At 54.0% G+C, this 24,400-nt stretch carries 16 protein-coding genes and 1 tRNA gene; 7 read left to right on the top strand and 10 right to left on the bottom strand.

The features are described from left to right. The first annotated feature begins 41 nt into the window (after positions 1–41). Complete coding sequence (locus tag GBK04_RS09625) at positions 42–992, top strand: D-2-hydroxyacid dehydrogenase (RefSeq protein WP_152759019.1); 951 nt, start codon at positions 42–44, stop codon at positions 990–992. On the opposite strand, the gene GBK04_RS09620 is transcribed toward GBK04_RS09625, so the two are convergent. The 7 genes from GBK04_RS09620 to GBK04_RS09590 all read right to left on the bottom strand — a co-directional run bounded on the left by GBK04_RS09620 (position 989) and on the right by GBK04_RS09590 (position 12,328). Then, positions 989–1,867, bottom strand: a complete 879-nt coding sequence (locus tag GBK04_RS09620; RefSeq protein ID WP_152759017.1) for a MerR family transcriptional regulator — start codon at positions 1,865–1,867, stop codon at positions 989–991. The genes GBK04_RS09625 and GBK04_RS09620 overlap by 4 nt on opposite strands. Before the next feature lie 130 nt (positions 1,868–1,997). After that, positions 1,998–2,660 carry a carotenoid biosynthesis protein gene (locus GBK04_RS09615; protein ID WP_373330858.1) on the bottom strand — a complete coding sequence of 221 codons (663 nt, stop codon included), beginning with the start codon at positions 2,658–2,660 and terminating at the stop codon, positions 1,998–2,000. Between the two features lie 47 nt (positions 2,661–2,707). Further along, a tRNA-His gene (locus tag GBK04_RS09610) sits at positions 2,708–2,783 on the bottom strand. A 105-nt stretch (positions 2,784–2,888) separates the two neighbouring features. Next, positions 2,889–3,497 carry a superoxide dismutase gene (locus GBK04_RS09605; RefSeq protein ID WP_152759015.1) on the bottom strand — a complete coding sequence of 203 codons (609 nt, stop codon included), beginning with the start codon at positions 3,495–3,497 and terminating at the stop codon, positions 2,889–2,891. A gap of 67 nt (positions 3,498–3,564) precedes the next feature. After that, a complete protein-coding gene (locus GBK04_RS09600; protein ID WP_152759013.1) occupies positions 3,565–4,008 on the bottom strand; it encodes a nucleoside deaminase in 444 nt (147 codons plus the stop codon). Between the two features lie 97 nt (positions 4,009–4,105). Further along, entirely contained in the window at positions 4,106–9,112 is a 5,007-nt protein-coding gene (locus GBK04_RS09595; RefSeq protein WP_152759011.1) for an Ig-like domain-containing protein, read from the bottom strand. 153 nt (positions 9,113–9,265) lie between these two features. After that, positions 9,266–12,328, bottom strand: coding sequence for a serine hydrolase domain-containing protein (locus tag GBK04_RS09590; protein ID WP_152759009.1), 3,063 nt, complete (start codon positions 12,326–12,328; stop codon positions 9,266–9,268). Positions 12,329–12,416: 88 nt separating this feature from the next. Between GBK04_RS09590 and GBK04_RS09585 the strand changes: the two genes are divergently transcribed. Then, positions 12,417–12,923, top strand: coding sequence for a rhodanese-like domain-containing protein (locus tag GBK04_RS09585; protein ID WP_152759007.1), 507 nt, complete (start codon positions 12,417–12,419; stop codon positions 12,921–12,923). 101 nt (positions 12,924–13,024) lie between these two features. Here the strand turns inward: GBK04_RS09585 and tpiA are convergent, their stop codons facing one another. Next, on the bottom strand, positions 13,025–13,789 hold the full coding sequence (gene tpiA, locus GBK04_RS09580) for a triose-phosphate isomerase (RefSeq protein WP_152759005.1): 765 nt from the start codon (positions 13,787–13,789) through the stop codon (positions 13,025–13,027). 190 nt (positions 13,790–13,979) lie between these two features. On the opposite strand from tpiA, the gene GBK04_RS09575 reads away from it, so the two are divergent. From GBK04_RS09575 to zwf, 3 genes are all read left to right on the top strand, one after another. Beyond that, on the top strand, positions 13,980–15,248 hold the full coding sequence (locus GBK04_RS09575) for an aspartyl protease family protein (RefSeq protein ID WP_152759003.1): 1,269 nt from the start codon (positions 13,980–13,982) through the stop codon (positions 15,246–15,248). A 16-nt stretch (positions 15,249–15,264) separates the two neighbouring features. Beyond that, complete coding sequence (gene mnmC2, locus GBK04_RS09570; protein WP_152759001.1) at positions 15,265–15,933, top strand: tRNA (5-methylaminomethyl-2-thiouridine)(34)-methyltransferase MnmC2; 669 nt, start codon at positions 15,265–15,267, stop codon at positions 15,931–15,933. A gap of 87 nt (positions 15,934–16,020) precedes the next feature. Beyond that, entirely contained in the window at positions 16,021–17,529 is a 1,509-nt protein-coding gene (gene zwf, locus GBK04_RS09565) for a glucose-6-phosphate dehydrogenase (RefSeq protein WP_373330856.1), read from the top strand. Between the two features lie 25 nt (positions 17,530–17,554). On the opposite strand, the gene GBK04_RS09560 is transcribed toward zwf, so the two are convergent. Then, positions 17,555–18,835, bottom strand: coding sequence for an acetyl-CoA hydrolase/transferase family protein (locus GBK04_RS09560; RefSeq protein ID WP_152758997.1), 1,281 nt, complete (start codon positions 18,833–18,835; stop codon positions 17,555–17,557). 158 nt (positions 18,836–18,993) lie between these two features. Next, positions 18,994–19,653: a DUF975 family protein gene (locus GBK04_RS09555; RefSeq protein WP_152758995.1), complete on the bottom strand. Its 660-nt coding sequence runs from the start codon at positions 19,651–19,653 to the stop codon at positions 18,994–18,996. Between the two features lie 165 nt (positions 19,654–19,818). Between GBK04_RS09555 and GBK04_RS09550 the strand changes: the two genes are divergently transcribed. Both GBK04_RS09550 and GBK04_RS09545 read left to right on the top strand, forming a co-directional pair. Beyond that, positions 19,819–20,757 carry a LuxR C-terminal-related transcriptional regulator gene (locus GBK04_RS09550; RefSeq protein ID WP_152758993.1) on the top strand — a complete coding sequence of 313 codons (939 nt, stop codon included), beginning with the start codon at positions 19,819–19,821 and terminating at the stop codon, positions 20,755–20,757. Positions 20,758–20,880: 123 nt separating this feature from the next. Further along, positions 20,881–24,270, top strand: coding sequence for a chemotaxis protein CheB (locus tag GBK04_RS09545; RefSeq protein ID WP_152758991.1), 3,390 nt, complete (start codon positions 20,881–20,883; stop codon positions 24,268–24,270). Positions 24,271–24,400 lie beyond the last annotated feature (130 nt).

Raw genomic sequence — 24,400 nt, 5'->3', positions numbered from 1 at the left:
TAACCAATTTCATCAATACCCTACCCTTTACTACTTGATCCATGAATATCGTATACCTCGACAGCCATACCCTCAATCCCGGCGATCTGAGCTGGGCGCCTTTGGAAAAACTGGGCAACCTCACCGTCTATGACCGCACCAAACCCGAAGCCGTCGTAGAGCGAGCCGCTGAGGCCGATATCATTTTAACCAACAAAGTAGTACTGGATGCCCGGGTTCTGGCCCAACTGCCCCGGCTGCGTTATGTAGGCGTAACGGCCACGGGCTACAACATCATCGATACGAAAGCTGCCCGGTCGCAGGGCATCACCGTCGCCAACGTGCGGGGTTACGGTACGCCTTCGGTAGCGCAGCATACCTTTTCGCTTCTGTTGGCCCTGACCAACCACACCGAGCTGCATAGCCAGAGCGTTCGGGCGGGCGACTGGACTCACGCGGCAGACTGGTGTTACTGGAAAACTCCCCTGGTAGAAATTTCGGGTAAAACCCTGGGACTGGTTGGCTTGGGAGATATAGGTACCCAGGTAGCGCGCATCGCCCTCGCCTTCGGCATGCACGTGCTGGCGTACCGCAAGAGCGATGCCCGCCCCAAAGCAGGCATTGAACGGGTGGAATTGGATCGGCTTTTTCGGGAAAGCGACGTGGTGAGCCTGCACTGCCCGCTGACTGACGAGACGAGTGGTATCATAAATGCAGACTCCCTCAGTAAAATGAAAGCCTCGGCCTACCTCATAAACACGGGGCGGGGTGGGTTGGTCAATGAACAGGACCTCGCCGATGCGCTCAATAGTAGCCAACTAGCCGGGGCCGCTGTGGATGTGCTTTCGACGGAACCGCCACAGACAAGCAATCCGTTGCTTACGGCCCAAAACTGCATCATTACTCCCCATATGGCGTGGGCCATGTATGAATCCCGAGAAAGGCTAATGCAACTGACGGCGGAGAATATTGCCGCCTTCCAGAACGGTGCGCCTACCAACGTGGTGAACTAGACATTGGCTATCTCCATCAGATCTTCGGTCTTATTGATAATGGTGATGTTCGGTTTAGTCTGAATATCCTGCCCCACAATCTGGTAGCCTGTCAGCAGGAGCGTGACACTGGGGAAGCGGGTAGCCAGTTTGTCTACGTAGGGCTGTACATCATTGCCGGCCGGTACGGAGGTGATGGCTGTAAAAATATAGTCGGGCTGGTGCAGGCGGTAGGCGAATTCTATTTCATTGAAAGGTAGGCTCTGCCCCAGGTAAATCACCTTGTGGCCCCGGGCCCGGATCATATAATTGGCAAATAGCAACCCCATTTCGTGAAGTTCTCCTTCGGGTAGGAACAGCAGGAATTTCCTGGAGCCGGGTGTTTGCTTGACTACTTGCCCGTCAATGGCTACGATGATTTTCTGGCGAATGAGATTGGAAATAAAATGCTCCTGCGCGGGTCCGACTGACCCCGTTACCCACAAGGTACCGATACGGCTGAGAAAGGGATAGATGATGTGGATCATCGTGTTTTCGAAACCGAATTGAAGAATATTGGTACTGATGATTTTTTCAAACCGATCCTCGTCCAGGTCAATCATCGCAATGGTGAGGGCGTGAATTTGGTCGGGGTAGCTCAGCGTGCGGTCCGAAATGGTCACAACCTCAGAGTTCATCTCCTCGGGAGCCATTCGGGATATTTCCGAAATCTTGTAACCGTGTTCCTTGAGCAGCGAAATGTTCAGAACCAGTTTCAAGTCCTGATCATCATACAGGCGGATATTGGTGTCCGTGCGCTTGGGAGCGATGATGTTGTAGCGTTGTTCCCAGATGCGTAACGTGTGCGCTTTGATGCCAGACAGTTGCTCCAGGTCACGAATTGAATAGCTGCTCATGCGGATTTTTTCGGTAAGAGGGTTCAGGCTGCTTTTTACCCCGCCTTGTTTTTAAAAGTACCCAAGTAGGAAGTAAAGCCTGTCGTTTACTCGGTATAACCGATTCAGTACACAATTGTTCAAAGGCTGCCTAGCCCAGCAGCAGAGCTACTCCGTTCAAACCGAAAAACAGAAACTGCAGCAGAAGCAGTAAAGGTGCAAGAAGGTTCGTTTTACGGAAAGGAAGCAGATAAAATAGCAGAAATACAACCGCCGAAACCCCATACCATCCCAGGTAGTTGGATAGTGGAATAGTGTCCGTGTGCCATTCCCAAAAACCCATATGCACGGCTACGGGCTCGATCAGCACATCGAGCAGCGTCATCAGCCCGGCGGCCAGCAGCACTTTTAAGGGTACCCTCAAAGGGAGGCGATCGACCACGCTACCGCATAGGTAGGTCAGCATGAGCCAGTTGGTGCCAATGATAAGGGGTACCTCGGCTACCTTCCAACCCAGCACCGTACCGTACGAATATTCCCCAAACAGCAATCCCGTGTGAACGCCCAGTACCTCAGCCAGAAACCCCAGGCTGAAGGCGGCGATGCAGTAAAGTCCGAAGGCAGGCCGCCAGTCGGTATGAAAAAGCAGCAAGAGTCCCAGCGAAGCAAGCAGGTTGAAAGGAGTCAATAGCTCGAAGAGGGTAGCCGTGGCCGGTACGTTGAGACCGATAAGGCCTGCCAGATACATCAGCGGCAGTACGGTGAAGACCGTCCGGCGAGTTGTGGGCGAAGGGAGTGGAAGGCGGTCGGGCATACAGGGTACCTATAAAAAAAACCCCGACAAGCGGGGTTTTTAAAACCGGGAGAAAGACGGGGTTCGAACCCGCGACCTCCTGAACCACAATCAGGCGCTCTAACCGGCTGAGCTACAATCTCCGTTTTGGAGGGACAAAATTAGGAAAAAGGTTTGCAGCTTGCAATGTTCCTCGAGAGATTTTTTTACAAGCCACAAACCTTCAGGGTACCATTCTGACTGCCAGCCTTATTTAGCTGCCTGGTAGTTGGCTTCGGCGGCTTTCCAGTCCACTACATTCCAGTAGGCATCCACATAATCAGGACGCTTGTTCTGGTATTTGAGGTAGTAGGCGTGCTCCCATACGTCAAGTCCAATGATGGGGGTACCTTTGGCCTCTGCCAGGTCCATCAGCGGATTGTCCTGGTTGGGAGTAGAAACCACGGATAAATCGCCACCTTCGGTCCGAATGAGCCACGCCCAGCCCGATCCGAAACGGCTACCGGCCGCTTTTTTGAATTCGTCCTTGAATGCGTCGAATGAGCCAAATTTCGTGTCAATGGCGCTGGCCAGCTCACCGGTGGGTTTTCCGCCACCGTCGCCACTGAGGGTTTTCCAGAAGAAGCTATGGTTCCAGTGGCCGCCGCCGTTGTTACGCACCGCCACGGGAAGCGTACTGACTGTAGCCATGAGTTCATCTATGCTTTTGCCCGCCATTTCGGTACCTTCTACGGCGGCATTCAGGTTATTTACATACGCCTGGTGGTGCTTGTCATGGTGAATTTCCATGGTTTTGGCATCGATATTGGGTTCCAGGGCATCGTTAGAGTAAGGTAGGGGATCTAAGGTAAAAGCCATTTTAGTTTTGGTTTAGTAAGGTTCAAAAAATATGTTTAGCTGGTTTAACTAACAGTGGAATCGAAATTTATGTTCTGAGCCCCCGGAAAAACTTAAGAAGCATGGCCTGGGACTGTTCGGCTCCGACCCCCCCCAGCAGACGGGTTTTGGGATGAAGCAGGGTAGGTGAGACATGTGTAAAACCCCTGCGCTCGTCCCTGGCTCCGAACACCACTTGTGCCAGCTGTGCCCAAAAAATCGCGCCAGCGCACATCACGCAGGGTTCCAGCGTCACGTACAGTGTACAATCGGTAAGGTACTTGGCGCCGAGGTATTGCGAGGCGGCAGTTAGGGCCATCATTTCAGCGTGGGCCGTCACATCGTTCAGTTGTTCGGTCTGATTGTAGCCTTTGCCGATGACGCGCTGTCGGCACACTACCAGGGCACCCACGGGAATTTCACCCGACTCGGCCGCCTGTTGTGCCAAATCGAGGGCTTGCTCCATGAAGTACTCGTGGGAAAAAGGGTTCATACGTAGGTGATATAGGAATGAAAAAGCGAGGAGCGTGCATCCCCTCGCTTTTCAAAATAACACTATAACGTTACTGGCACTACTCTCAACAGAGAGGTCAGTCCTGCTTAATAATCCGGCGAACCGCCGTCCGGCCTCCGTTCTCGATTTTCAGGAAATAAAGTCCTGTCGGCTGGGAGGTGAAATCCACTTCCGTCCGGGCCGCGTGAATTTTTTGGTTAAATACCGAGCGCCCCCTCGTGTCAAAAACCTGCAGCTGCGCTTCTCCTGTGGCCGGAGGGGTATCCATTTCCACTACACAAATGGTTTGGACGGGACTGGGGTACACCTTAAGCCAGGTCGCCGAAAAGGTAGGTTCATTAGCCAGGATGGGGTCTACCTGAATGCGCGCCGTACCTGACACATTGCCCATGCCGCACTGATTCGATACCGTGCTGAGCGAATAGGTAGTTGTGGCGCTGGGCTTGACCACAATGACGAAGGGCGTAACACTGGTGGTGATCAGCGAATCCCGAATTCCATCATTGAATCGGAACGTCCAGGGGCCATCCCCCGTGAATGCGACGTTGACCGTGGCGGTTTCGCCGATTAGGATGGTAGTACTGCCCGTCAGCGTGGCGGTAGGCCGCGGTTTTACGGTTACCGTTACCGGGCTCACGCTACCCTTAATAATGAACTGCGGACTTTCTCCCACTACACGTACGTAATAGTTGCCGCCCGGAAGGGTATCAGGTACCGTAGCGATGGCATCATTGCCCTGGCGAACGGTAGGTATGGTGCGGAACCCTTCATCGGCATCGGTCAGGGAGATCTGCACGTTGAACTTATTACCCGTCACGAAATCGCCCGACGCCTGGAAAGGCAGCGTAAAGGACGTCCCGGCACAAAGATTGGCAATCGTCGGGTTACCGGTACTGATGGTCGGTATCCGTACCGTGACCATGGCGCTGCCGTTCGGTATTCCCTTGCCGCAGGCGTTGGCTACCTCAGTCACGGTGTAGGTAGTGGTGCGTTCGGGGGTCACGGTAATCCTTTGAGGGTTCTCAGTGACTCCTTTCATGGTCAAGTTGTTGGAGAGCGTATAATCCCAGGGACCGTCGCCAGTGAACGTCACAAGTATTTCAGCCGATTGCCCCAGACCGATCGAATTGTCGCCGCTGATGGTGGCGGAAGGCAACGGCTTGATGCGGACATCGATTTTCTCTTTCGGACTTTCGCAGCCATTGTCGCCGGTTTGGGTAACGTAAAAAGCATAGGAACCTACACTGGCTGTGAATGGTGTGAAAGGGTTGGGCTGCGATTCGGTGGCAGTCGCTTCACGGTACCATTTCAGCTTAGAACCCTGGGCCGAAAGAGGCTGGGCAGTAACATTCTGGCAGTATTCCACAGGAGTTGTTACGCCGGGTTTCGGAGTCGTTTTGACTAAAACCTTGATCGAGGTGCGGTCTCCCTCACAGCCTTCGAGGGTTTGGCTCAGGTAGAAGTCCGTTGTGCCGCCCGTATCCGTAGAAGGGGTAGGTGCTACCCCGGACGAGGTACCTCCACTGGCGTTGGTACCGTACCAGTTTAAGACTGCGTTACTTTCGGGAGTGGCCGTGAGCGGGTTGGGCTTATCAAACTGGCAGTACTCAATCGAGGGCGTTACACCGGGTAAGCCGGGCAGGCGCTTCACGCGGATTTTTACTTCGGCCCGGCTGCCTTCGCATCCTTTGGCGGTAGTCTGGCTCACGTAATACGCCTTTTCCTGAGCTTCTTTTACGTTGACCGAGGGCGTACCGTCGAGCGGACTTCCTCCGGAGGCCGCCGGATACCATTTCAAATTTTCACCATTGGCTGTAAACGAAATGTTCCGATCCTGTCGCTCCTGACAGATAACCTGAGGAGTGACGGCAGGTAGGCCAGGCAGCGGGTTGACCTGGACATCGATTTTAGCGCGCGGCCCTTCACAGGCCAGACTGCCGGAGCCAACAGGATACAATGTGGTTTGGCTTACGTAAAAAGAAGTGTTAGTCACCGAAGCAGTACTGGGTGTAGGAGCCGTTGTCGAGGGATTTCCGCCCGAGGCAACCGAATACCATTTTAAGTTTTCTCCCGTGGCGGAAAGAGGCTGAGCGGCACCTTTCTCACACAGGTCGAGAGGAGTGGTAACCGTGGGCCGGGTGGGAAGTGCTTTGATCTCCTGCGTAAGTACGGCACGGGGGCTTTCACAATTATTTACCGTCTGCGTGACATAATAGGTGATCGTTCCCGCATTGTCAGCAGAAGGCTTAGGTACCGTGCCGGAGCCCGTACCGCCTGTAGCAGCTTCGTACCATTTTAGCGTACCTGTAATACCACTAACTGCGCTTACCAGCAATGGGACTGTCCCCTGCTGACAAACGGGAGTTGTGGCCGCAATGGTGGGCTGTACAGGAATAGGCTTTACCAGCACATCGATTCGCGCACGGTCACTTTCACAATTGTTTTGAGTTTGAGTGACATAGTAGGTAGTTGTTTTTACAGCGCTTGTACTGGGTGTAGGCGTCGTGGTAGAGGCTGTTCCCCCGGTGGATGAATCATACCATTTTAGTGAGGTCCCGGTTGCGACCAATGGAATTGCAGGCTCATTGTTGCAATATTCCACGGGTGAGGTGACTGCAGGTAGGTTGGTTCTATAGACCGTCACGGTGATGGTCGCCTTGGGGCTTTCGCAGCCGTTGATGGTCTGGCTCACCTGATAGACCGTGGTACCTGCCGTCTTAGTCGATGGAACCGGAGCCTTGGCCAAAGCAGTGCTATTCTGATACCAGGTGAGGGCGGTTCCCGTGGCGGTCAGGGTCGTTTCGGGGGCACCAATACAAAACGGTACATTGGCGGCTGTGGTAGGGGCAGGAGGCGTTACCTTGACCGTCACATCCAGTTTGGCACGGGGGCTCTCGCAGCCGTTGACGGTCTGAGTCACGTAGTAGGATGAAGCACCCGCTGTTCCCGTATTGACAACTGGCGGATTTGAGTTTCCGCTTCCACCGGTCGCTTCTCTGTACCACATCAGGTCAGAACCCGTAGCAGTAAGTGCAGGGGTAGTTGAGCCTTCGCACAAAGTGATTGGATTTACAACGGGTGCTGCCGGTACCGATTTGATAAGTACCGTGATCTTGATCCTATCGCTTTCGCAACCATTCTGAGTTTGGCTTACAAAATATTCCAGAGCAGCCGGTGCGGCGGTAGAAGGTGTGGGGGCACCCGCCAGCGCTGTTCCCCCTGAAGCCTTGTCGTACCATTTCAAGTTGGTACCCGTGGCTGTGAGAGCTGCAGCGGTTTCTCCCAGGCAATACTGAATAAAGGTAGTGGCCGTTGGGACCGGTGTTTGGGTAATGTTGACAGAAATAGTAGCCTTGTCGCTTTCGCAGCCGTTGACGGTCTGGCTCACCTTGTAGCTGGACCCGGTCGTGTTCGAAGGCGTGGGGGCACTCCCTAGAGGATTATCGCTGGCGTCGTACCATTTCAGCCCGCTGCCTGTGGCCGTCAGCGGCGGGATGGTCTGCCCCGAGCAGTAGGTGTAGCTGGCCGTGACGCCGGGCGGGGCGGGTTTAGCTAGAACCGTCACATCAAGTTTGGCACGGGGACTCTCGCAGCCGTTGACCGTCTGGCTGACGTAGTAGGAGTTGCTACCCGCGGCGGCCGTGCTAGGCGCGGGGGCTGTGCCCGAGCCGCTTCCACCTGTGGCGGCGGTGTACCATAGCAGGTTTGTGCCGTTGGCTGTCAGCGGGCCTGCTGAGACCCCCTCACACACGCTGAGCGCGCTCACGCCGGGGGTGATCGGCACGGCCTTGACCACCACGGTGATTTTGGTGCGTGCGCTCTCGCAGCCGTTCAGGGTCTGACTCACGTAGTAGTCCGTGGTACCTGCGGCGGCGGTGTTGGGCGTGGGGGCGGTGGTTGAGCCGCTGCCTCCTGTGGGGCCGGCGTACCATTTCAGGTCGGTGCCTGTGGCCGTCAGTACGGCGGCTGGCTGACCGGCGCAGTACTCAACAGAGGTAGTGGCCGTTGGGGCCGGCGTTTGGGTAATGTTGACAGAAATAGTAGCCTTGTCACTCTCGCAGCCGTTGACGGTCTGGCTCACCTTATAGCTGGACCCGGCCGTGTTCGAAGGCGTGGGGGCGCTTCCTAGGGGGCTGTCGCTGGCGTCGTACCATTTCAGCCCGCTGCCTGTGGCCGTCAGCGGCGGGATGGTCTGCCCGGAACAGTAGGTGTAGCTGGCCGTGACCCCGGGCGGGGTAGGGCGGGGCGTTATGGAAACATTTATTATACTCTTGGCACTTTCGCACCCAAAGGCCGTCTGCGAAACCTTATAAGTAGAGGGAGTCGTGTTGCTGGGAATGGGAGCACCCGGAAGTGGGTTATCGGCGGCATCATACCACCTCAGGGAATTTCCACCCGCAGTAAGGGGAGTGGCTACTCCTCCTTCGCAAACTTGTACGGGACTGGTGGTAGGAGCCAGGGGTGGCGAAATAACCTGTACCGTGATGGTCACTTTGGCGCTCGTACAGCCGGCGGATGTGGCCTGCGCTACGGCGTAAGTCTGAGTGCCCGCTATGGTAGTAGAAGGTACGGGGGCCGAGGCCAGTGAGCTGCCCCCGCTATCGTACCATTTCAGAGAATTTCCGTCCGAGGCTGTTGCACTGAGTGGAAGGGCGGTAGCGCCAATACAGTAGGTATAAGCGGTGGTAGTAACAGCGGGTGCAGCAGGTACCTGCTGGAGGGTAAGTGTGGAGGGACTTGTCGATCTCACGTCCTGAGGATCACTGGCAACGACCCTTACCTTGTACCCGGTTCCATTGACTACATCGCCGGGAAGCGTGACGCTTAAGGGGCTTGTCACCCCGGAACCAGCCAGAACGCGAGGCGAATCGAAGCTGCCCGTAGGTCCGGACAGTTCCACGCTGAAGGAATTGCCTGCTCCGAAGGTACCTGTTTTTGTGAAAGGAACTGATAAAGTGGACGGAACGCAGAGTTCGGATACCGCCAGGGTACCCGTGGTAATTGTCTGCGCATTTGACCCACTGATCAATCCCATTCCTATCAGCCCCGCTAAAATCCAGTGAGTAAAAAATCTATCTTGCATACGGTAATTTGTGTTTTGTAGAATTGACAATACCCAACCAGTCCGGGTAAATTTTGCGGATAAAGGTAGCTTTTTTTTAAATGCAAGCCACCGTAGGTGCACCCATTTGGGGCGAACCTACGGTGGTGGAGGAAGATCGAAATGGAGCGCCTACTAGGACTGAATGAGAGATTCGTAAATAATATCGTGGATTTTTCGGCGGGTGCGGTGCGTAGAAATCCCTTTGTTTTCCGGATCGGGATGAACGCGGTTGGATAAGAACACGAAAATCAATTCTTCATCGGGATCCGTCCAGACCATTGCCCCCGTAAAACCCGTATGGCCGAATGAATTGGCCGATGCCCGATCTGAAACATACGAACTGTTGCCCGAAGCGGGTACTTTGTCCCAACCCAGCCCGCGATGGCTCGCCTCGTCGGCCAGGCGCGTGAAAGCAGGCACCGTACCGGGCTGGAAATACTGCCTGCCTCCGTATTTGCCTTTCCACAGGTCCATCTGCATCAGCGTGGCCAGGTCGGTAGCCGTGCCGAATAATCCGGCATGCCCCGATACGCCCCCCTGAATGGCGGCCATCTGGTCGTGTACGGTACCTTGCAGCAACTGACTGCGGAAGCGATAATCCTGCTCGGTGGGGGCGATGCGCTCGGCGGGGAATCGGCGCAGCGGATTGAATCCCAGCGCGGATAAGCCCAGGGGCTCATAAAACGTTTTGTGAACGAAAATATCCAGCGGCTGTCCGGTCAACCGTTCCACTACTTTTTGTAAGGTAAGGAAACCCAAATCACTGTACACATAGGCGTACCGACCGGAGCGGTCGCGGCGGTTGCTGAGGGGCGATGCGATGACCCACTTCCACACCGAATCGCGGAGCATAGGTCGGGCGAATAGCTTGGGGGCCACTTGCAGATAATAGGAGCTATCCTGCACGGAGCTGTAATATTCGGGCAGCAGGCCTCCACCCCCTGTCATGGTTTTTCCCCAGAGTGTGGGATAAAAAGAAACCAGCCCCGCGCGATGGAGGAGCAGGTCGCGTATGGTGAAGTTCTGCTTGTTGGTACCTTTCAGTTCGGATAGATAAACGGATGCCTTCTGATCCAGATCAAGTTTCTTCTGATCATAGAGCCACATAACCGCTTGTAGCGTGGCCGACACCTTGGTGACCGAGGCCACATCATACAGCGTTTCGGGCGTTACGCGCTCCCCCGTCCGGTAGTTGAGGGTACCGTAAGCCTTGGAATACACGATTTTTCCCTTGCGGGCTACCACCAGTTCACAGCCTGGAAATACCTGTTGGCCGATGGCATCGGCTACGACATCGTCAATTTTGCGCAGCATGATCCCATTCATGCCCACGCTTTCGGGTGTACCATAACTCATGCGATCCAGTACGGTTGTTTCGGCAAAGGCACCGGAAAGGTACCCCCCTACCGATACGGGCAGGCTACCCCGCGCGGGTAGCGCACCGAACAGAATCTGCGAGGTGACTTGCTCGGTGGTTTCATTGTCTTCATTGGCGCAAAGCAGGGCATCCGTCGGCGGGAAAAACTTGATGCTATAAGGTGAGCCGAACAGGCACAAGGCTACTTTCTTGCCCTGGCCTTTAAGTCGGGTGACGAAATCGACCGTACCATTGGAGATACCATGACGGCGGCGAGGCGAGTTGCTGATTCCGTGCACACCTACCACTACGGCATCATAAGGCTCCAGGTAAGTCAGCATCTCAGTGATTTCTTGTTCGCTATTAGGCTTGTCCTCAAAAATCAGATGCCGTATCGGGGCGTAGTGACTCATCATTTTCTGGAAGGCCGTACCTGGTCCCGCCCCGATGGTGACGGATGCTACCTTGGTCGTTTCTAACGAACCGAAGGGAATCAGGTTGCCGTCGTTGCGCACCACCGTTACGGAGGCTTCACTCAGTTCGCGGGCCAGTTCCTGACTTTCCTCGTTATTTAAATCCTGGTATAGGTTCTTCAGGTCGATCGGCTGCTTATTGCCCAGACCTGCCCAGTACTTGCCCTTTAGGATCCGGCCTACTTTTTCATCGATGAATTTTTCGGAAATGGTACCTTGTTCCACGGCCTCCTTAATGCGCCGGATGGTTTCGGCCACGCTTTCGGGATAGAGCAGAATGTCGTTCCCAGCCATCAGCGCCTTCAGGTTCACGTCGGGGGCCTTACCTGTTTTGAGAACGCCGCGCATGTTCATAGCGTCGGTAAAGACCAGTCCGCGGAAACCCATTTGGTTACGTAACAGACCCGTAACTACTTTTTCGGAAAGTGAGGTAGCTAGCTGAGGCGTATTGTCCAATACCGGAACGTACAGATGCCCCGTCAGCACGCCCATCAGGCTATCGGCGATCAGCCGACGGTAAGGGTACAGGTCGATGTCGCGCAACTGGTCCGACGAATGGGTCACAACGGGCAATGTGTAATGCGAGTCGGCATCGGTGTCGCCGTGGCCGGGAAAATGCTTGGCCGTGGCGATCACATGGTTGCGTTGTAGCCCTTTCATGTAGGCCGTGGCCTTGCGCGTCACGTTGTCACGGTCTTCACCAAACGAACGAAAACCTATGACCGGATTGTCGGGGTTGCTGTTGATATCCGACACAGGAGCAAAGTTGATGTGAATGCCCAATCGGCGGCAGTGCTGTCCGATTTCGTCGCCCATGCGGTAAATCAGGCTGTCGTCGCGAATAGCCCCCAGCACCATTTGTTTGGGAAAAATCATGGTACTGTCCAGCCGCATGCCCAGGCCCCATTCGCCGTCAATGCCGATGAACAAGGGTACCTTGGACTGAGCTTGGTAACGGTTGGTCAGCACCGCCTGGCGGTAAGGTCCGCCCTGAAAGAAAATGAGTCCGCCCAAGTGGTAGTCGCGGATAAGCCGGTCGACCGACTGGTAGTACGATTCATTGCGGTTGGAAAAGGTGGCGATCATGAAAAACTGGCCGATCTTTTCGTCGAGAGAAAGCGTGCGGAGCGTACTGTCCGCCCAGGCATTTTCAGAAAGTACCTCTACCGGCTTGTAGTATTTCCGGGGTTTTGAGGCGGGTTTGGCCGGTGCTCCCGGTACGGGCCTGCTAATCGGCAGAAAGGGAATGGATTCGGGTAGTATCCAGGCTGGTGCTACTACTGAGCTCACTATCAGGGCTATAATTAAACCCAACGCTATTTTAATAAACTTCGAGCGATACAACCGGCCAAACCAATTTTTCATGTGATGTGTTTACGACTTTAAGCTTGTGTGATTAACAGATAGGGAGGGAAATACCAAAAAAGGCCTTCGCGTAACAATATAACGCAATATGACGAAAAAATCATGGATTCTTACCTACTTTCTGGTGCTTAGTCTTTTTACTACCTCGTTCGGGCAAATCACAAGCGGAACGTACCGGGCCGTCCTCAAAACCCTCTATAAGAACGATGTTCCGCTGATCAGTTGCGAAGAGGCTTCAAAATTGACATCCGCGCGATTTTTGGACACCCGAGCATACCCGGAGTTTAAAGTGAGCCACATTTCCGAGGCACGGTGGGTAGGGTACGAAGAGTTTTCGTTGGACAAAGTGAAGGACATTGACAAAGGTACCCCCATCGTGGTATACTGCTCGGTGGGGGTACGGAGCGAGAAGGTAGGCAGGAAACTGATCGAAGCGGGATTCACCCAGGTGCAGAACCTGTACGGCAGTCTGTTCGAGTGGGTAAATCAAGGGTACCCCATCGTGGACATGACGGGACAGCCCACCCAAAAGGTACATGCTTACTCCCCCGCCTGGGGCGTGTGGCTCAATAAAGGAGAAAAGGTTTACGAATAAACACGAGGGTACCCTCAACTTCCAATAAATGAAAAGGAGAAAGGTACTTTCCAGGGTACCTTTCTCCTTTTTTAATTACTGTCGGCCTTGCAAACCTTGCGTTACTGACGCGCCTTCACGATTTCGGTAAAGTCGCGCGATTTGAGCGAAGCGCCACCTACAAGTCCGCCGTCTACATCGGCTCCGGCAAACAGCTCCGCGGCATTGGCCGCGCCTACGCTGCCTCCGTACAAAATCGAAATGCCGTCAGCCACTTCCTGGCCATACTTTTCGGAAAGATGTGCCCGCAGGGCGGCATGCATTTCCTGAGCCTGCTCCGCGCTGGCTGTCAGGCCGGTACCGATGGCCCAAATAGGCTCATATGCGATTACGACCGAGGCCAGTTGTTCGGCACTGAGATGGAACAGGCTTTCGGTGAGTTGGTTTTTGACGAAGCCGATATAGTCTTCATTCTGACGCTGATCCAGCGATTCGCCGCAACAGAAAATCGGCGTCAGGCCGTTTTCAAGAGCGATATCCACCTTGGCGGCTAGCTGTACGTTGGTTTCGGCGAAGTACTGCCGCCGCTCGCTGTGCCCGATGATGACGTAGGGTACCCCAGCGGATTTCAGCATGGGAGCTGAGATTTCACCCGTGAAGGCACCGGAGGCCTTTTCGTGGCAATTCTGCGCGCCCAGCGACACTTTGGCCGCGTTGTCGACGTATTTGTTCAGGGTGGTCAGGTATAGGGAAGGTACGCACAGCACCACTTCCACGTCGCCAGTCACTTCGTCTTTGATCATGTTTACCACTTCCGACGTCAGCGCAAGGGCTTCGTCGAGGGTTTTGTTCATTTTCCAGTTGCCGGCTACTATTTTCTTACGCATGATCGGGCGGGTTTGTATAGGGATTTGTAGTTGAATGAGGTCCAAAACTACCACTTTTTCGCTTGAAGACTCAGACTGGGGTTTCATCATAAAAAAAAATCTAAACTTTTAGACACCTAATAAGTTTTTTTTGTGTTTAATCAAGACAACAGGGCTTATATTTGTCTAATATCCCAGTTGTGAGTTAGTTATGAAGAGAAGTGGTACCTATATACTTCTGGTGTTTGGACTAATACTGAGTGGTTTTCTCCGCGTAGCTGCCCAGCGTGCGTGGGAGCCCGAAGATAAGTTCGGTTTTTTCCTGGAAGGAAACCGGAAAGTGACGCGCATCCCCTTTGAATTCCATTCCAACCTGATTATTGTTCCAGTTCAGATCAATGGATCTGATACGCTGCATTTTATCCTGGATACTGGCGTTAGTACCACCCTCGTTACCGATCCCAAGGTGCTGGCCGGGCAGCATCTCCAGCTCACCCGTCCGGTAGTGCTGGCCGGAGCAGGCGAAGGCGAGAACGTGACGGCGCATGTAGCGCTGGACAACTCCCTGTCGATGAACCGGATGAAGGCTAAGCACCAGAATATGCTGGTGCTGGATGAGGATTTCCTGCATTTGTCGGAGTACGTAGGTCTGCCCGTCCACGGCATTTTTGGCTACGAGGTGTTCAACAACTTTGTGGTAACTATCGATTTCAATCGCAAGGAACTGATCCTGGAGAAGCCGGGCCGTTACAAGTACCGGAAACGGAAAGGAGAGCAATACCCGATCACCATCGAAGATACCAAACCCTTCACCAATGCCGTGGCGCTGTTTGCCGACGGGCGTGAGCACCCCATCCGGGTCATCATCGATACGGGCGCGGGCCACGCGTTGTTGCTGGACCAGAATGCTGACAATAAAATTCAGCTTCCCGAAAAAGTAATCCACACCCAGCTGGGCCGGGGATTGAATGGCGTCATAAATGGCAACCTGGGCCGAATCGCCCGGATCAAATTTGGCCGTTTCGAACTCGACAACATCGTGGCGTCCTTTCCTGATAGTACCTCTTTTGGCTCCAAACTCCCCGACCGCTACGAGCGGCAGGGCAATGTGGGCTGCGAATTGCTGCGCCGCTTCCGGGTGACCATGAACTACCATGATCGGTACATGGTGCTGAAACCCGTCAAACGCCGGCTGCGTGAATCGTTCGAACACGACATGAGCGGGCTTGAGATCAAAGCCGCGGGGAATGGCTATAAGAATTACTTCGTCAATGCCGTGAGCAAGGATTCTCCCGCTAAGTTGGCCGGTCTTGCCGAGGGTGACCAAATCTTGTTCATCAACGACCATGCGGCCGAGGACCTCAATGTGAGCGAAATCTACAAAATGCTGCAAAGGGGCGACGGAAAGCCCATCGAGCTGTTGGTGAAGCGCGAGGGCAAAATATTTTTTGCCCGCTTTGTGCTGCAGCGAATGATTTGAGGATTTATTTTGGGAAATGGACTCACTACCTTCCCGCCTGTTCCTGACGGAAGACGGCTCTCATACGCTATACGACCCGGGTTTCGATCAGCACTACCACTCCATCCACGGTTCTTTGCAGGAATCGCGCCGCATTTTTATCGAGCTGGGGATCGACCCTTTTCTGGATAAAGCCGACGAAATACGGATATTTGAAATGGGCCTGGGTACCGGGCTGAATGCCCTGCTGACCTGGCAATGGGCCGAGCAGCATCGTAAACCGGTGGAGTATGTCGGAATCGAAGCCTACCCGATTTCTGATGCAGAAGCCGAACAACTCAACTACGGAGCTCTCGTCGGCCAGGACGGCCTGGCCAGCGTCCATCAGGCCGCCTGGGGTACCCCAATCCATCTGTCGCCCTACTTTACGCTGGTCAAACACCAAACTTTATTGCAGCACTTTTCTGCGGAAGGTACCCTGTTCGATGTCATCTATTATGATGCGTTTGCGCCCAGGGTTCAACCCGAACTCTGGACCGCGGAGACATTCGCGCAGGTGGCGGCTTTTACCAAAACAGGGGGGTACCTTGTTACTTATTGCGCCAAAAGCGACGTGCAGCGCGCCCTGCGCAGCGCGGGCTTCCGGGTCGAGAAGCATCCCGGGCCGTGGGGGAAACGGCACGTACTGCGGGGTGTCAAAGAATGATGGACGGAAGTACAATTCAAAACTGAATTGGGTATCTTACCGTTCTAACTTTTATTGCACTGTATTTTTCTCCAAAACCTACCTACTGTGGCAACATCCGCTAAAACCAAACCTACGGTATTCATTATTTTCGGCGGTACCGGCGACCTCAACCATCGTAAAATAACCCCGGCCCTCTACAACCTGTTTCTGGATGGCTGGTTGCCCGCCGAATTTGCCATCATAGGCACGGGCCGTACCGAGCTGACCGATGAACAGTTCCGGAATAATCTCTTACAGGGTATCAATCAATTTTCGCGGAAGGGGAAGGCGGAGAAGGCGAAATGGAAAGAATTTTCCGAGCATATTACCTATCAGATTTCCAACATAAAAGAGGCGAAAGCGTACGCGGAGTTTGCCCAAAGGATACACCACTACCAGCAGGAGTGGCAACTGGAACCGTGCATCGTGTACTACCTGGCGGTATCACCCGGATTTTTTCCGGTCATTGCCGAAAATATCGCCAAAAGCAAGCTGGCGGGTACCCTGGCCACTACGCGCATCGTGATCGAAAAACCCTTCGGGCGTGATCTTGCGAGTGCCCGGCAACTCAATACCTTGCTGGGGTCTATTTTTGAGGAGTCACAGATTTACCGCATCGACCACTACCTGGGTAAGGAAACGGTTCAGAATATCCTCGCTTTTAGGTTTGCCAATGCGCTCTTCGAACACATCTGGAATCGCAATTATATCGACCATGTACAGATATCGGTGTCGGAGCAGTTGGGCGTGGAAAGCCGGGGCGATTTTTATGAAACAGCCGGCGCCCTGCGCGATATGGTACAAAACCACCTGTTTCAGTTGCTGTGCCTGGTAGCTATGGAGCCGCCGGTGTCGTACCATGCCGACGAAGTACGGAATCGTAAAGTGGATGTACTGAACGCTTTACGTACGATTCGCCCCGACGAAGTGAGCCAGGTGGCCGTACGCGGACAGTACGGAGCAGGCTGGATCGAGGGTAAAAAAGCAATAGGCTACCATCAGGAAGAGGATGTAGCGGCCAACTCCGCGCAACTCACCTTTGCGGCCCTAAAGCTGTTTATCGACAACTGGCGCTGGCAGGGGGTACCTTTTTACCTCCGCACCGGGAAGCGGCTGAGCGAAACCGATTCGGTGATCACGATCCAGTTCAAGCCCGTACCCCACCAATCGTTCCCCCCCGAAGCGACGACCAATTGGCAGCCCAATCGGCTCATTATCAATATTCAGCCCTGCATGGGTATCCGGATGCAGTTTCAGGCCAAACGGCCGGGACTGGAAATGGCACTACATCCGGTCGAGATGCAGTTTTCCTACGATGATTTTGAAAAAGCCGGTGCGCCTACCGAAGGTACCCCCGAGGCCTACGAAACGCTGTTGCTTGACATCACCAGGGGAGATTCGACCCTCTTCATGCGCGCCGATCAGGTAGAAGCGGCCTGGCAGGTACTCATGCCGATCATCGAAGCCTGGGAAGCTACCCCGGCGGCCGATTTTCCCAACTACGAAGCGGGTACGCGCGGCCCGGTAGAGGCCGACGCGCTGATCGCCAAAGATGGCCACAGCTGGATGGTCTGAAGGTACCCCCCGCTTTAATTCCAAGCTACGCCCTGCCGCCGAAGCGTTCAAAAGCCATGCGTTCCAGCATTTCCTGGTGGGAAGGGTGGGCAATGGCAATGAGCGCCTGCGCCCGCTGTTTGATGGTTTTTCCGTACAGGTTGGCCACACCGTATTCGGTAGCGATGTAGTGAACGTGCGCCCGGGTGGTCACCACGCCCGCGCCTTCTTTCAGGGTAGGGACAATCTTGGATTCTCCGCGTGAAGTCACCGAAGGCAGGGCGATGATGGGCTTGCCGCCCTGCGACAGCGACGCACCCCGGATGAAGTCCATCTGGCCGCCCACACCCGAATAGAGTCGCATCCCGATAGAATCGGCGCACACCTGCCCCGTGAGGTCTATTTCGATGGCGCTGTTGATGGCCGTTACCTTGGGATTGGTTCGGATCACGGACGTATCGTTGGTGTAGGAGGCTTCCAGCATGGCTACGGTCGGGTTGTCGTCCATGAAATCGTAGAGCCGCTGACTGCCTATCGCAAAGCTTGATACGATTTTCCCCCGATACTTTTTCTTGTGAATACCCGTCATCACGCCCTTCTCGACCAGGTCGATGATGCCGTCCGAAAACATTTCCGTATGCAGGCCCAGATCTTTGTGGTTGGTAAGGTACCTCAGGGTAGCGTTCGGAATACCACCAATGCCCACCTGTAAGGTTGCGCCGTCTTCGACCAAACCCGCCACGTGCCGGCCAATAGCCATCTCGGTTTCGGTGGGTTGTTGGGGATCGTGGGTGAAAAGGGGAGTTTCGTGAAAGCATAAGGCACTGAACCGGCTGATGTGAATCTGTCCGTCGCCGTGGGTGCGGGGCATGTGGGGATTGACGAGGGCAATGGTCTTACGGGCCGTGTCGACTGCCGCCCGGGCTACGTCCACCGATACGCCCAGCGAACAGAATCCGTGCCGATCGGGCGGGGAAACCTGCACGAGCGCTACATCGAGCGGCCAGATGTTATTCCGAAACAGCAGCGGGGCCTCGCTCAGGAAAATGGGCATGTAGCTGGCTCGCCCCTCGGCAATGGCCGTCCGCAGATTGGCCCCAATGAACAGTGCGTTGGGGTGAAAAGATTCTTCAAATCCCGGATTAGCCAGCGGCATAGGGCCTTCCAGGTGCAGGTGGATCGTCTGCACGTTACGAAGTTCGGCCGCGCGTTCGGCCAGCGCTTCCAGCAACAGGGTAGGGGTAGCCGCCGCACCGTGTACGAATACGCGGTCGTTGCTGCGGATCATTTTGACGGCCTCCTGTGCGGATATATAGGGATAAGTCATGGAGTAGTGGGGCTATTGGTCACTATTTGCTTTTGATATCTAAAGGGGATGCAAAACAATGAAGATACCAAACCGGCCCGTATGAGCAAAATCAGTGAAATAAAAACCTGTCCTCCTTTTTATTCTGAAAGAAGGACAGGTTAAAGCTGGAAAGGAATTTACGGTAGGAGGGTACCTTCTTGCTCGATTAGCACAGCCTCATACAACGAAGCAAAGGATGCTTTGATCCAGATCAACGCCGGGAAAATCCCTACGATAAGGCACACGAGCCCGACAAAAAAAATCAGGATCGAAGTGAGCGCCAGGCCGAAGATTTCCCAACCATGTCCTTTGGTCATTTTCCAACTGGTTTCAACTGCCGCGATGGGATCGAGACCTTTGTTCATTACTAGGTACGACACGAACGCCAGTCGGCAGGCCACGATAATGCCCGGAATGATGAGCGCCACGAGGGCGATACCGATCAGGGCGGCGGTGAGCAGATGCGCCAGCACGACGTCGAGGTAGTTGCGGAAGCCCGCCAGCAGGTTTTTGAAATCCAGCGGCTGATTGCGAACCGCGTGTACGAACAGCAGGTCGGCGCTGTACTCGAATACGGGTAGCAGCAGCAGCCAGTACGCCGCTCCTATCAGTTGTAGAATGGTCTTGTGGGCGGTTTGGTCTTTGGTAACTTCCTTGATTCGGTCTACCGGGGCATTGGCTACGGCAATGACCAACACCACCAGCAGAAGCGGCAGGAAGTACTGCTTCATTTTTTGCCAGCCGTATTTCAGGCTGCCTTCTATGCTGGGAGGGATCAAAAGGACTTTATCTTCCATGGGTACCTTGGGTTTGATGAATAAATTGTGAATGGGTCAAAAGTAAGGTAAAGCCCTGTCCATCAATAGCTACTTTGGTAGTGATTTTCAAATTCACTACCAAAGTAGGGCCCTTCCCATACTTTGGATGGGTATTTTTGGAGCCCGTAAACTTTTGATTTTCGTATGGCCACCAGTACCTTCTACCATTGGGTTTGTTTTATGTTCTGCCTCGGGCTGACGGCCGGAGGCGTACTGGTACTATTCCGCCGGAAAGAATACCGGCTGTATCCCGCCCTCCGGTATTTGCAGTATTACCTCATCCTGATCTACACCTTCGGATTTTATGCTTTGTGGAGTCAGATCTTGTTGCGGAGCCTGTTTTTTGCCGAGCTACGGCCGGATAATCTGGCCGCTCTGGCGCGTTTCCTGATCATGCTCAGCGTACCCTTCTTATTGGTGAGTAAGCTGATGCTGGTGCTCTGGATGATACACCTCGCAAACCGTCCGGTGCGGACTTATCTGCTGCCCTCCCTGGTACCTTTGCTACTGCTGGCCTTGCTCGTCGTGGCCGGCTATGGAAGTACGTGGACCTTATATCAGGCGTACGGTGCCCTGGTGCTGGTGCTGATGACGTGGGTGGCCATGCAGTTGTTTTTTTTCGAGGCAAGGTACCTTCAGCGGAAATCCAAAACCGTGCTGGCGGTAGTGGTCGTTGGGATAGGCGTTTTGCATGGATTGCTGTTGCTTGATCTGCGGGAAATACCCGCCGTTGAATTGCTCTTTGTGTTGTTGTACTTTCTGATGCACACGGCATTTGTGACCTACTTCATATACCAGGTGGACTTGCCTGAGCCTGACCCCACAGCGATCGGTTTGCCGCACGCAGTACCTGTAATCATAGGTACCCCTTCTTTTGAGAAATTTGTGGAAGTTTATGGAATCACGCCCCGCGAGAGCGAAATCATCCAGGAGATTTACCAAGGAAAGGCCAATAAGGAAATAGCGGAGCAGCTGTTTGTAACATTGCAGACCATCAAAGACCACACGCACCGCATATATCAAAAGACCAACGTGAAAAGCCGCACCCAGCTCAACTCGTTGCTGCGTAATTTTCAGAAGTAGGATCAAAGGGTACTGCCTTCTTACAGAAAGGGTATATAAAAATCCGGCGAAGTCCACGCCGAGACGGTTTTTCGATTCTAATGAGTACCTTCGCAGGCATTCCACCCATGAAGTTCTTTATTGATGGCAGCAAAGAAAAAAGCAGAACCTGCGCCTTCAGCGCAAAACTTTCCCGTAGTGGGGATTGGCGCTTCCGCGGGTGGGCTCGATGCCTTCAAACGGTTTCTGCGGGCTCTCCCCGTTGATTTGGGGATGGCCTACGTACTGGTGCAACACCTCAATCCCGACCACGAAAGCCTGCTGCCCGAAATTCTGGCTAAGGAAACCAGCCTGCCGGTCCATGAAATTACAGACGATATCCGCCTTGCCCCCGACCATGTCTACATAATCCCGGAAAACAAGATCTTGACCGCCACCGATGGGGTACTTAAACTCAGTCCGCTTGATCGGGCCAAACGTCCCAACATGCCCATCGATGTGTTTTTTGCCTCCCTGGCCGAGGTGCACAGTACCTTTGCGGTGGGTGTGGTGTTGTCGGGCACGGGGAGCGACGGTACCCTCGGTCTGAAAGCCATCAAGGAGTACGGGGGTATCACATTTGCGCAGGACGGGGAATCAGCCGCCTACGGAGGGATGCCCCAAAGTGCCCTTCAGGCAGAAGTGGTTGATTTTACCCTGTCTCCCGAAAAGATTCCCGGACAACTGCGGAAAATCAGCCAGGCTTACCAGGCCGGCTATACCGAACTGGAAGAAGAAGAGCGCATCCCCAAAGACGATGAGCAGGTTTTCAAACAAATCCTTTCGCTTTTGCGTCAGCGTTGCGGGGTCGACTTTACCTATTACAAACAGCCTACACTACGGCGCCGCATAGCCCGCCGGATGGCGCTCAGTAAAAAAAACACCCAGCTGCCCACCTACTTCGACTTCCTGCGCGAAAATCGAAACGAGCAGGAAGCGCTGTGTCAGGACATGCTCATTGCGGTCACTTCCTTTTTTCGCGACCCCAAGACCTTCCATGCCCTGACCGAAACGGTGTTTCCCGCCCTGTTCAAAAGCAAATCGGCCGATGAGCCTATCCGGATCTGGATCGCGGGCTGCTCCACAGGCGAGGAGGCCTACTCCATTGCCATGTGCCTGCACGAGTTTCTGGGAAGTAAAGCGGCGGGTACCAAAATTTCGATTTTTGCTTCTGATCTTTCTGAACGGAACATCCGCAAGGCCCGGGCCGCGGTATATTCCATCGATGACGTGCAGGCCGTTTCTGAGGCCCAGCTCAAAACCTATTTTACCCGGCATACGGATGGCTACGAGGTAAGCAAGGTGATTCGCGATATGTGCGTGTTCGCTCCCCACAATTTTCTGACCGATCCGCCCTTCGCCCGCATGGACCTAATCAGCTGCCGCAATGTGCTCATCTACATGGATCCTTTTTTGCAAAAGAAAGCCCTGACTACCTTTCATTACGCACTGCGGGAAAATGGGTTTCTATTGCTTGGGAAATCTGAAACCGCCGGAGCTTCGTCCGAGTTGTTCACCCTATTTACCAAGCAGGAAAAAATATACGCCCGCAAGTCGGTACCGGGTCGGTTCATACATGTGACTACCGAACGGCGGGAGGAAGCCTTGGCGCAGAAAGACCACCGGGCCGCCAAGCCGAGTGCCACCCAGACCGATTACCGCAAAAGTGCCGAGGCGGTTCTGCTCACCAAATTCACCCCCGCCAGCGTCGTCGTGAACGAACAGATGGACATCGTGCACATCCATAGCGTGGTCACGCCGTTTCTGGAACCTTCGCCTGGCAAACCTACCTTCAACCTGCTCAAAATGGCGCGCGAAGGGTTGTCTTTTGAATTGCGCAATGCCCTGTATAAGGCCAGGCAAAGCGAGGTGCCAGTCAGGAAGGATAATATTCCGATCAAGGTCAACGGAAAAGAATCGCTCGTTTCGATCGAGATCGTACCGCTCACCAATACCGTCGAGCCGCATTATCTGGTACTTTTTCAGGAAAAGGGAATGGTACCTGGGCAAGCTGCGGCCCAACCGGGTGAGGCAAAAGCCGAGAGTACCCACCTTCAGGAGCGCATTGCGCAATTGGAAAAGGAACTGTCGCAGGCCCGCGAAGACATGCGCGCGATTACTGAAGACATGGAGGCCGTCAATGAGGAGCTGCAAAGTACCAATGAAGAGATGCAAAGCAGTAACGAGGAAATGCAGAGCCTGAACGAAGAGCTGGAAACCTCTAAGGAAGAGCTGCAAAGTACCAATGAGGAACTCACCGTCATCAACCAGGAACTGCTCGACAACCAGCAGCAGCTCAACGACGCCCGCCTGTACGCCGAGGCCATCGTCACCACCATCCGGCATCCGCTCGTAGTACTGGATCATAAACTACGGATCAGGAATGCCAACGAGTCCTTCTACCAGAAATTCAACATGGCGGAGACGGACGTAGAGGGGCAATTGTTTTACGAAATACAAAATCACCGCTGGAATCAGCCGGAGCTGCGCGACAACCTGGAGAAAGTCCTGCCCAAACGCCAGCATATGGCTGACCTTGAAATCGTGTTAAAATCGCCCGAACTCGGTGAACGTACCCTGCTGCTGAACGCCCGACAGATTATCAATGAAGCCAGTGAGGAACGCTTGATCCTGTTGGCGATGGAGGATATCACAGAACGGAAAACGGCGGAACATAAACTGAAACTATTCAGCGAACAGCTGGCAGCGCAGGTGGATGAGCTACAGCAGGTCAATGTCCGGCTGGGGGAGTTTGCGCGGGCCGCCAGTCACGATTTGCAGGAGCCACTCCGGAAAATACTCCTGCTGAGCAGCCGTTTGCAGGAAACCGACAGGCATCAACTGACGCAAGAGTCTCAGGTATACCTGGACAAGATCGAGGAGGCATCACACCGGATGAGCCGGCTCATCAGCGACCTGCTCGATTATTCCCGCCTCACCCATCACGCCAGGCTTTTGACACCGACGGATTTGAACGAGACGCTCAACACCGTGGTCAACGATCTGGAATTGATGATTGCCGAAAAAAACGCGACGATCACCTACGAAAATCTTCCCACGCTGGAAGCAATTCCGTTCCAGATCAACCAGCTTTTCTACAACCTCATCGGCAATGCCCTGAAATTCTCGAAAGAGGGGGTGCCTTCTGTAATTACGATTACATCGCGGGTACTCTCGAAGTTAGAAACCGCCGACCTGCACCCACCTTCCCCCAACAAAATCGGAGAGTCGCCGACCTTCGTTGAAATCAGGGTGAAAGACAACGGCATCGGCTTTGAACAGAAGTACGAGGAGCAGGTATTCACCATCTTCAAACGCCTCCACCAGGTTGACCTGTACGGCGGAAGCGGCATTGGCCTGGCCCTTTGCAAAAAAATCGTGGAATTCCACCAGGGTAAAATCTCGGCCCTAAGCAAGAAAAACGACGGTGCGGAGTTTCGGATCATCCTGCCGCTGGTGCAGCCCAAAGGCCGTACGAAGAAAGTAAAAAAGTAATACGAAGAAAGTAAAAAAGTAATACGAAGAAAGTAAAAAAGTAAGACGCCAGATAGGTAGAGATCGGAAGAAAACACGTACCCCCACCCGGCTCTGCTACTGACCCGAAATATGCTATTGATCGAAATAC

The sequence above is a fragment of the Salmonirosea aquatica genome, from assembly GCF_009296315.1.
Taxonomy (GTDB): domain Bacteria; phylum Bacteroidota; class Bacteroidia; order Cytophagales; family Spirosomataceae; genus Salmonirosea; species Salmonirosea aquatica.
The sequence above is the reverse complement of the archived record's forward strand: the minus strand, read 5'-3'. Positions and strand labels throughout refer to the sequence as shown.

What these genes read in the sequence shown, in the direction of transcription:
- GBK04_RS09590 (WP_152759009.1), bottom strand. Translation starts at nt 12,328, where the DNA reads ATGAAAAATTGGTTTGGCCGGTTGTATCGCTCGAAGTTTATTAAAATA.
- GBK04_RS09615 (WP_373330858.1), bottom strand. Translation starts at nt 2,660, where the DNA reads ATGCCCGACCGCCTTCCACTCCCTTCGCCCACAACTCGCCGGACGGTC.
- GBK04_RS09625 (WP_152759019.1), top strand. Translation starts at nt 42, where the DNA reads ATGAATATCGTATACCTCGACAGCCATACCCTCAATCCCGGCGATCTG.
- GBK04_RS09555 (WP_152758995.1), bottom strand. Translation starts at nt 19,653, where the DNA reads ATGGAAGATAAAGTCCTTTTGATCCCTCCCAGCATAGAAGGCAGCCTG.
- mnmC2 (WP_152759001.1), top strand. Translation starts at nt 15,265, where the DNA reads ATGGACTCACTACCTTCCCGCCTGTTCCTGACGGAAGACGGCTCTCAT.
- GBK04_RS09605 (WP_152759015.1), bottom strand. Translation starts at nt 3,497, where the DNA reads ATGGCTTTTACCTTAGATCCCCTACCTTACTCTAACGATGCCCTGGAA.
- GBK04_RS09575 (WP_152759003.1), top strand. Translation starts at nt 13,980, where the DNA reads ATGAAGAGAAGTGGTACCTATATACTTCTGGTGTTTGGACTAATACTG.
- tpiA (WP_152759005.1), bottom strand. Translation starts at nt 13,789, where the DNA reads ATGCGTAAGAAAATAGTAGCCGGCAACTGGAAAATGAACAAAACCCTC.
- GBK04_RS09585 (WP_152759007.1), top strand. Translation starts at nt 12,417, where the DNA reads ATGACGAAAAAATCATGGATTCTTACCTACTTTCTGGTGCTTAGTCTT.
- GBK04_RS09545 (WP_152758991.1), top strand. Translation starts at nt 20,881, where the DNA reads ATGGCAGCAAAGAAAAAAGCAGAACCTGCGCCTTCAGCGCAAAACTTT.
- GBK04_RS09600 (WP_152759013.1), bottom strand. Translation starts at nt 4,008, where the DNA reads ATGAACCCTTTTTCCCACGAGTACTTCATGGAGCAAGCCCTCGATTTG.
- GBK04_RS09620 (WP_152759017.1), bottom strand. Translation starts at nt 1,867, where the DNA reads ATGAGCAGCTATTCAATTCGTGACCTGGAGCAACTGTCTGGCATCAAA.
- GBK04_RS09550 (WP_152758993.1), top strand. Translation starts at nt 19,819, where the DNA reads ATGGCCACCAGTACCTTCTACCATTGGGTTTGTTTTATGTTCTGCCTC.
- GBK04_RS09595 (WP_152759011.1), bottom strand. Translation starts at nt 9,112, where the DNA reads ATGCAAGATAGATTTTTTACTCACTGGATTTTAGCGGGGCTGATAGGA.
- GBK04_RS09560 (WP_152758997.1), bottom strand. Translation starts at nt 18,835, where the DNA reads ATGACTTATCCCTATATATCCGCACAGGAGGCCGTCAAAATGATCCGC.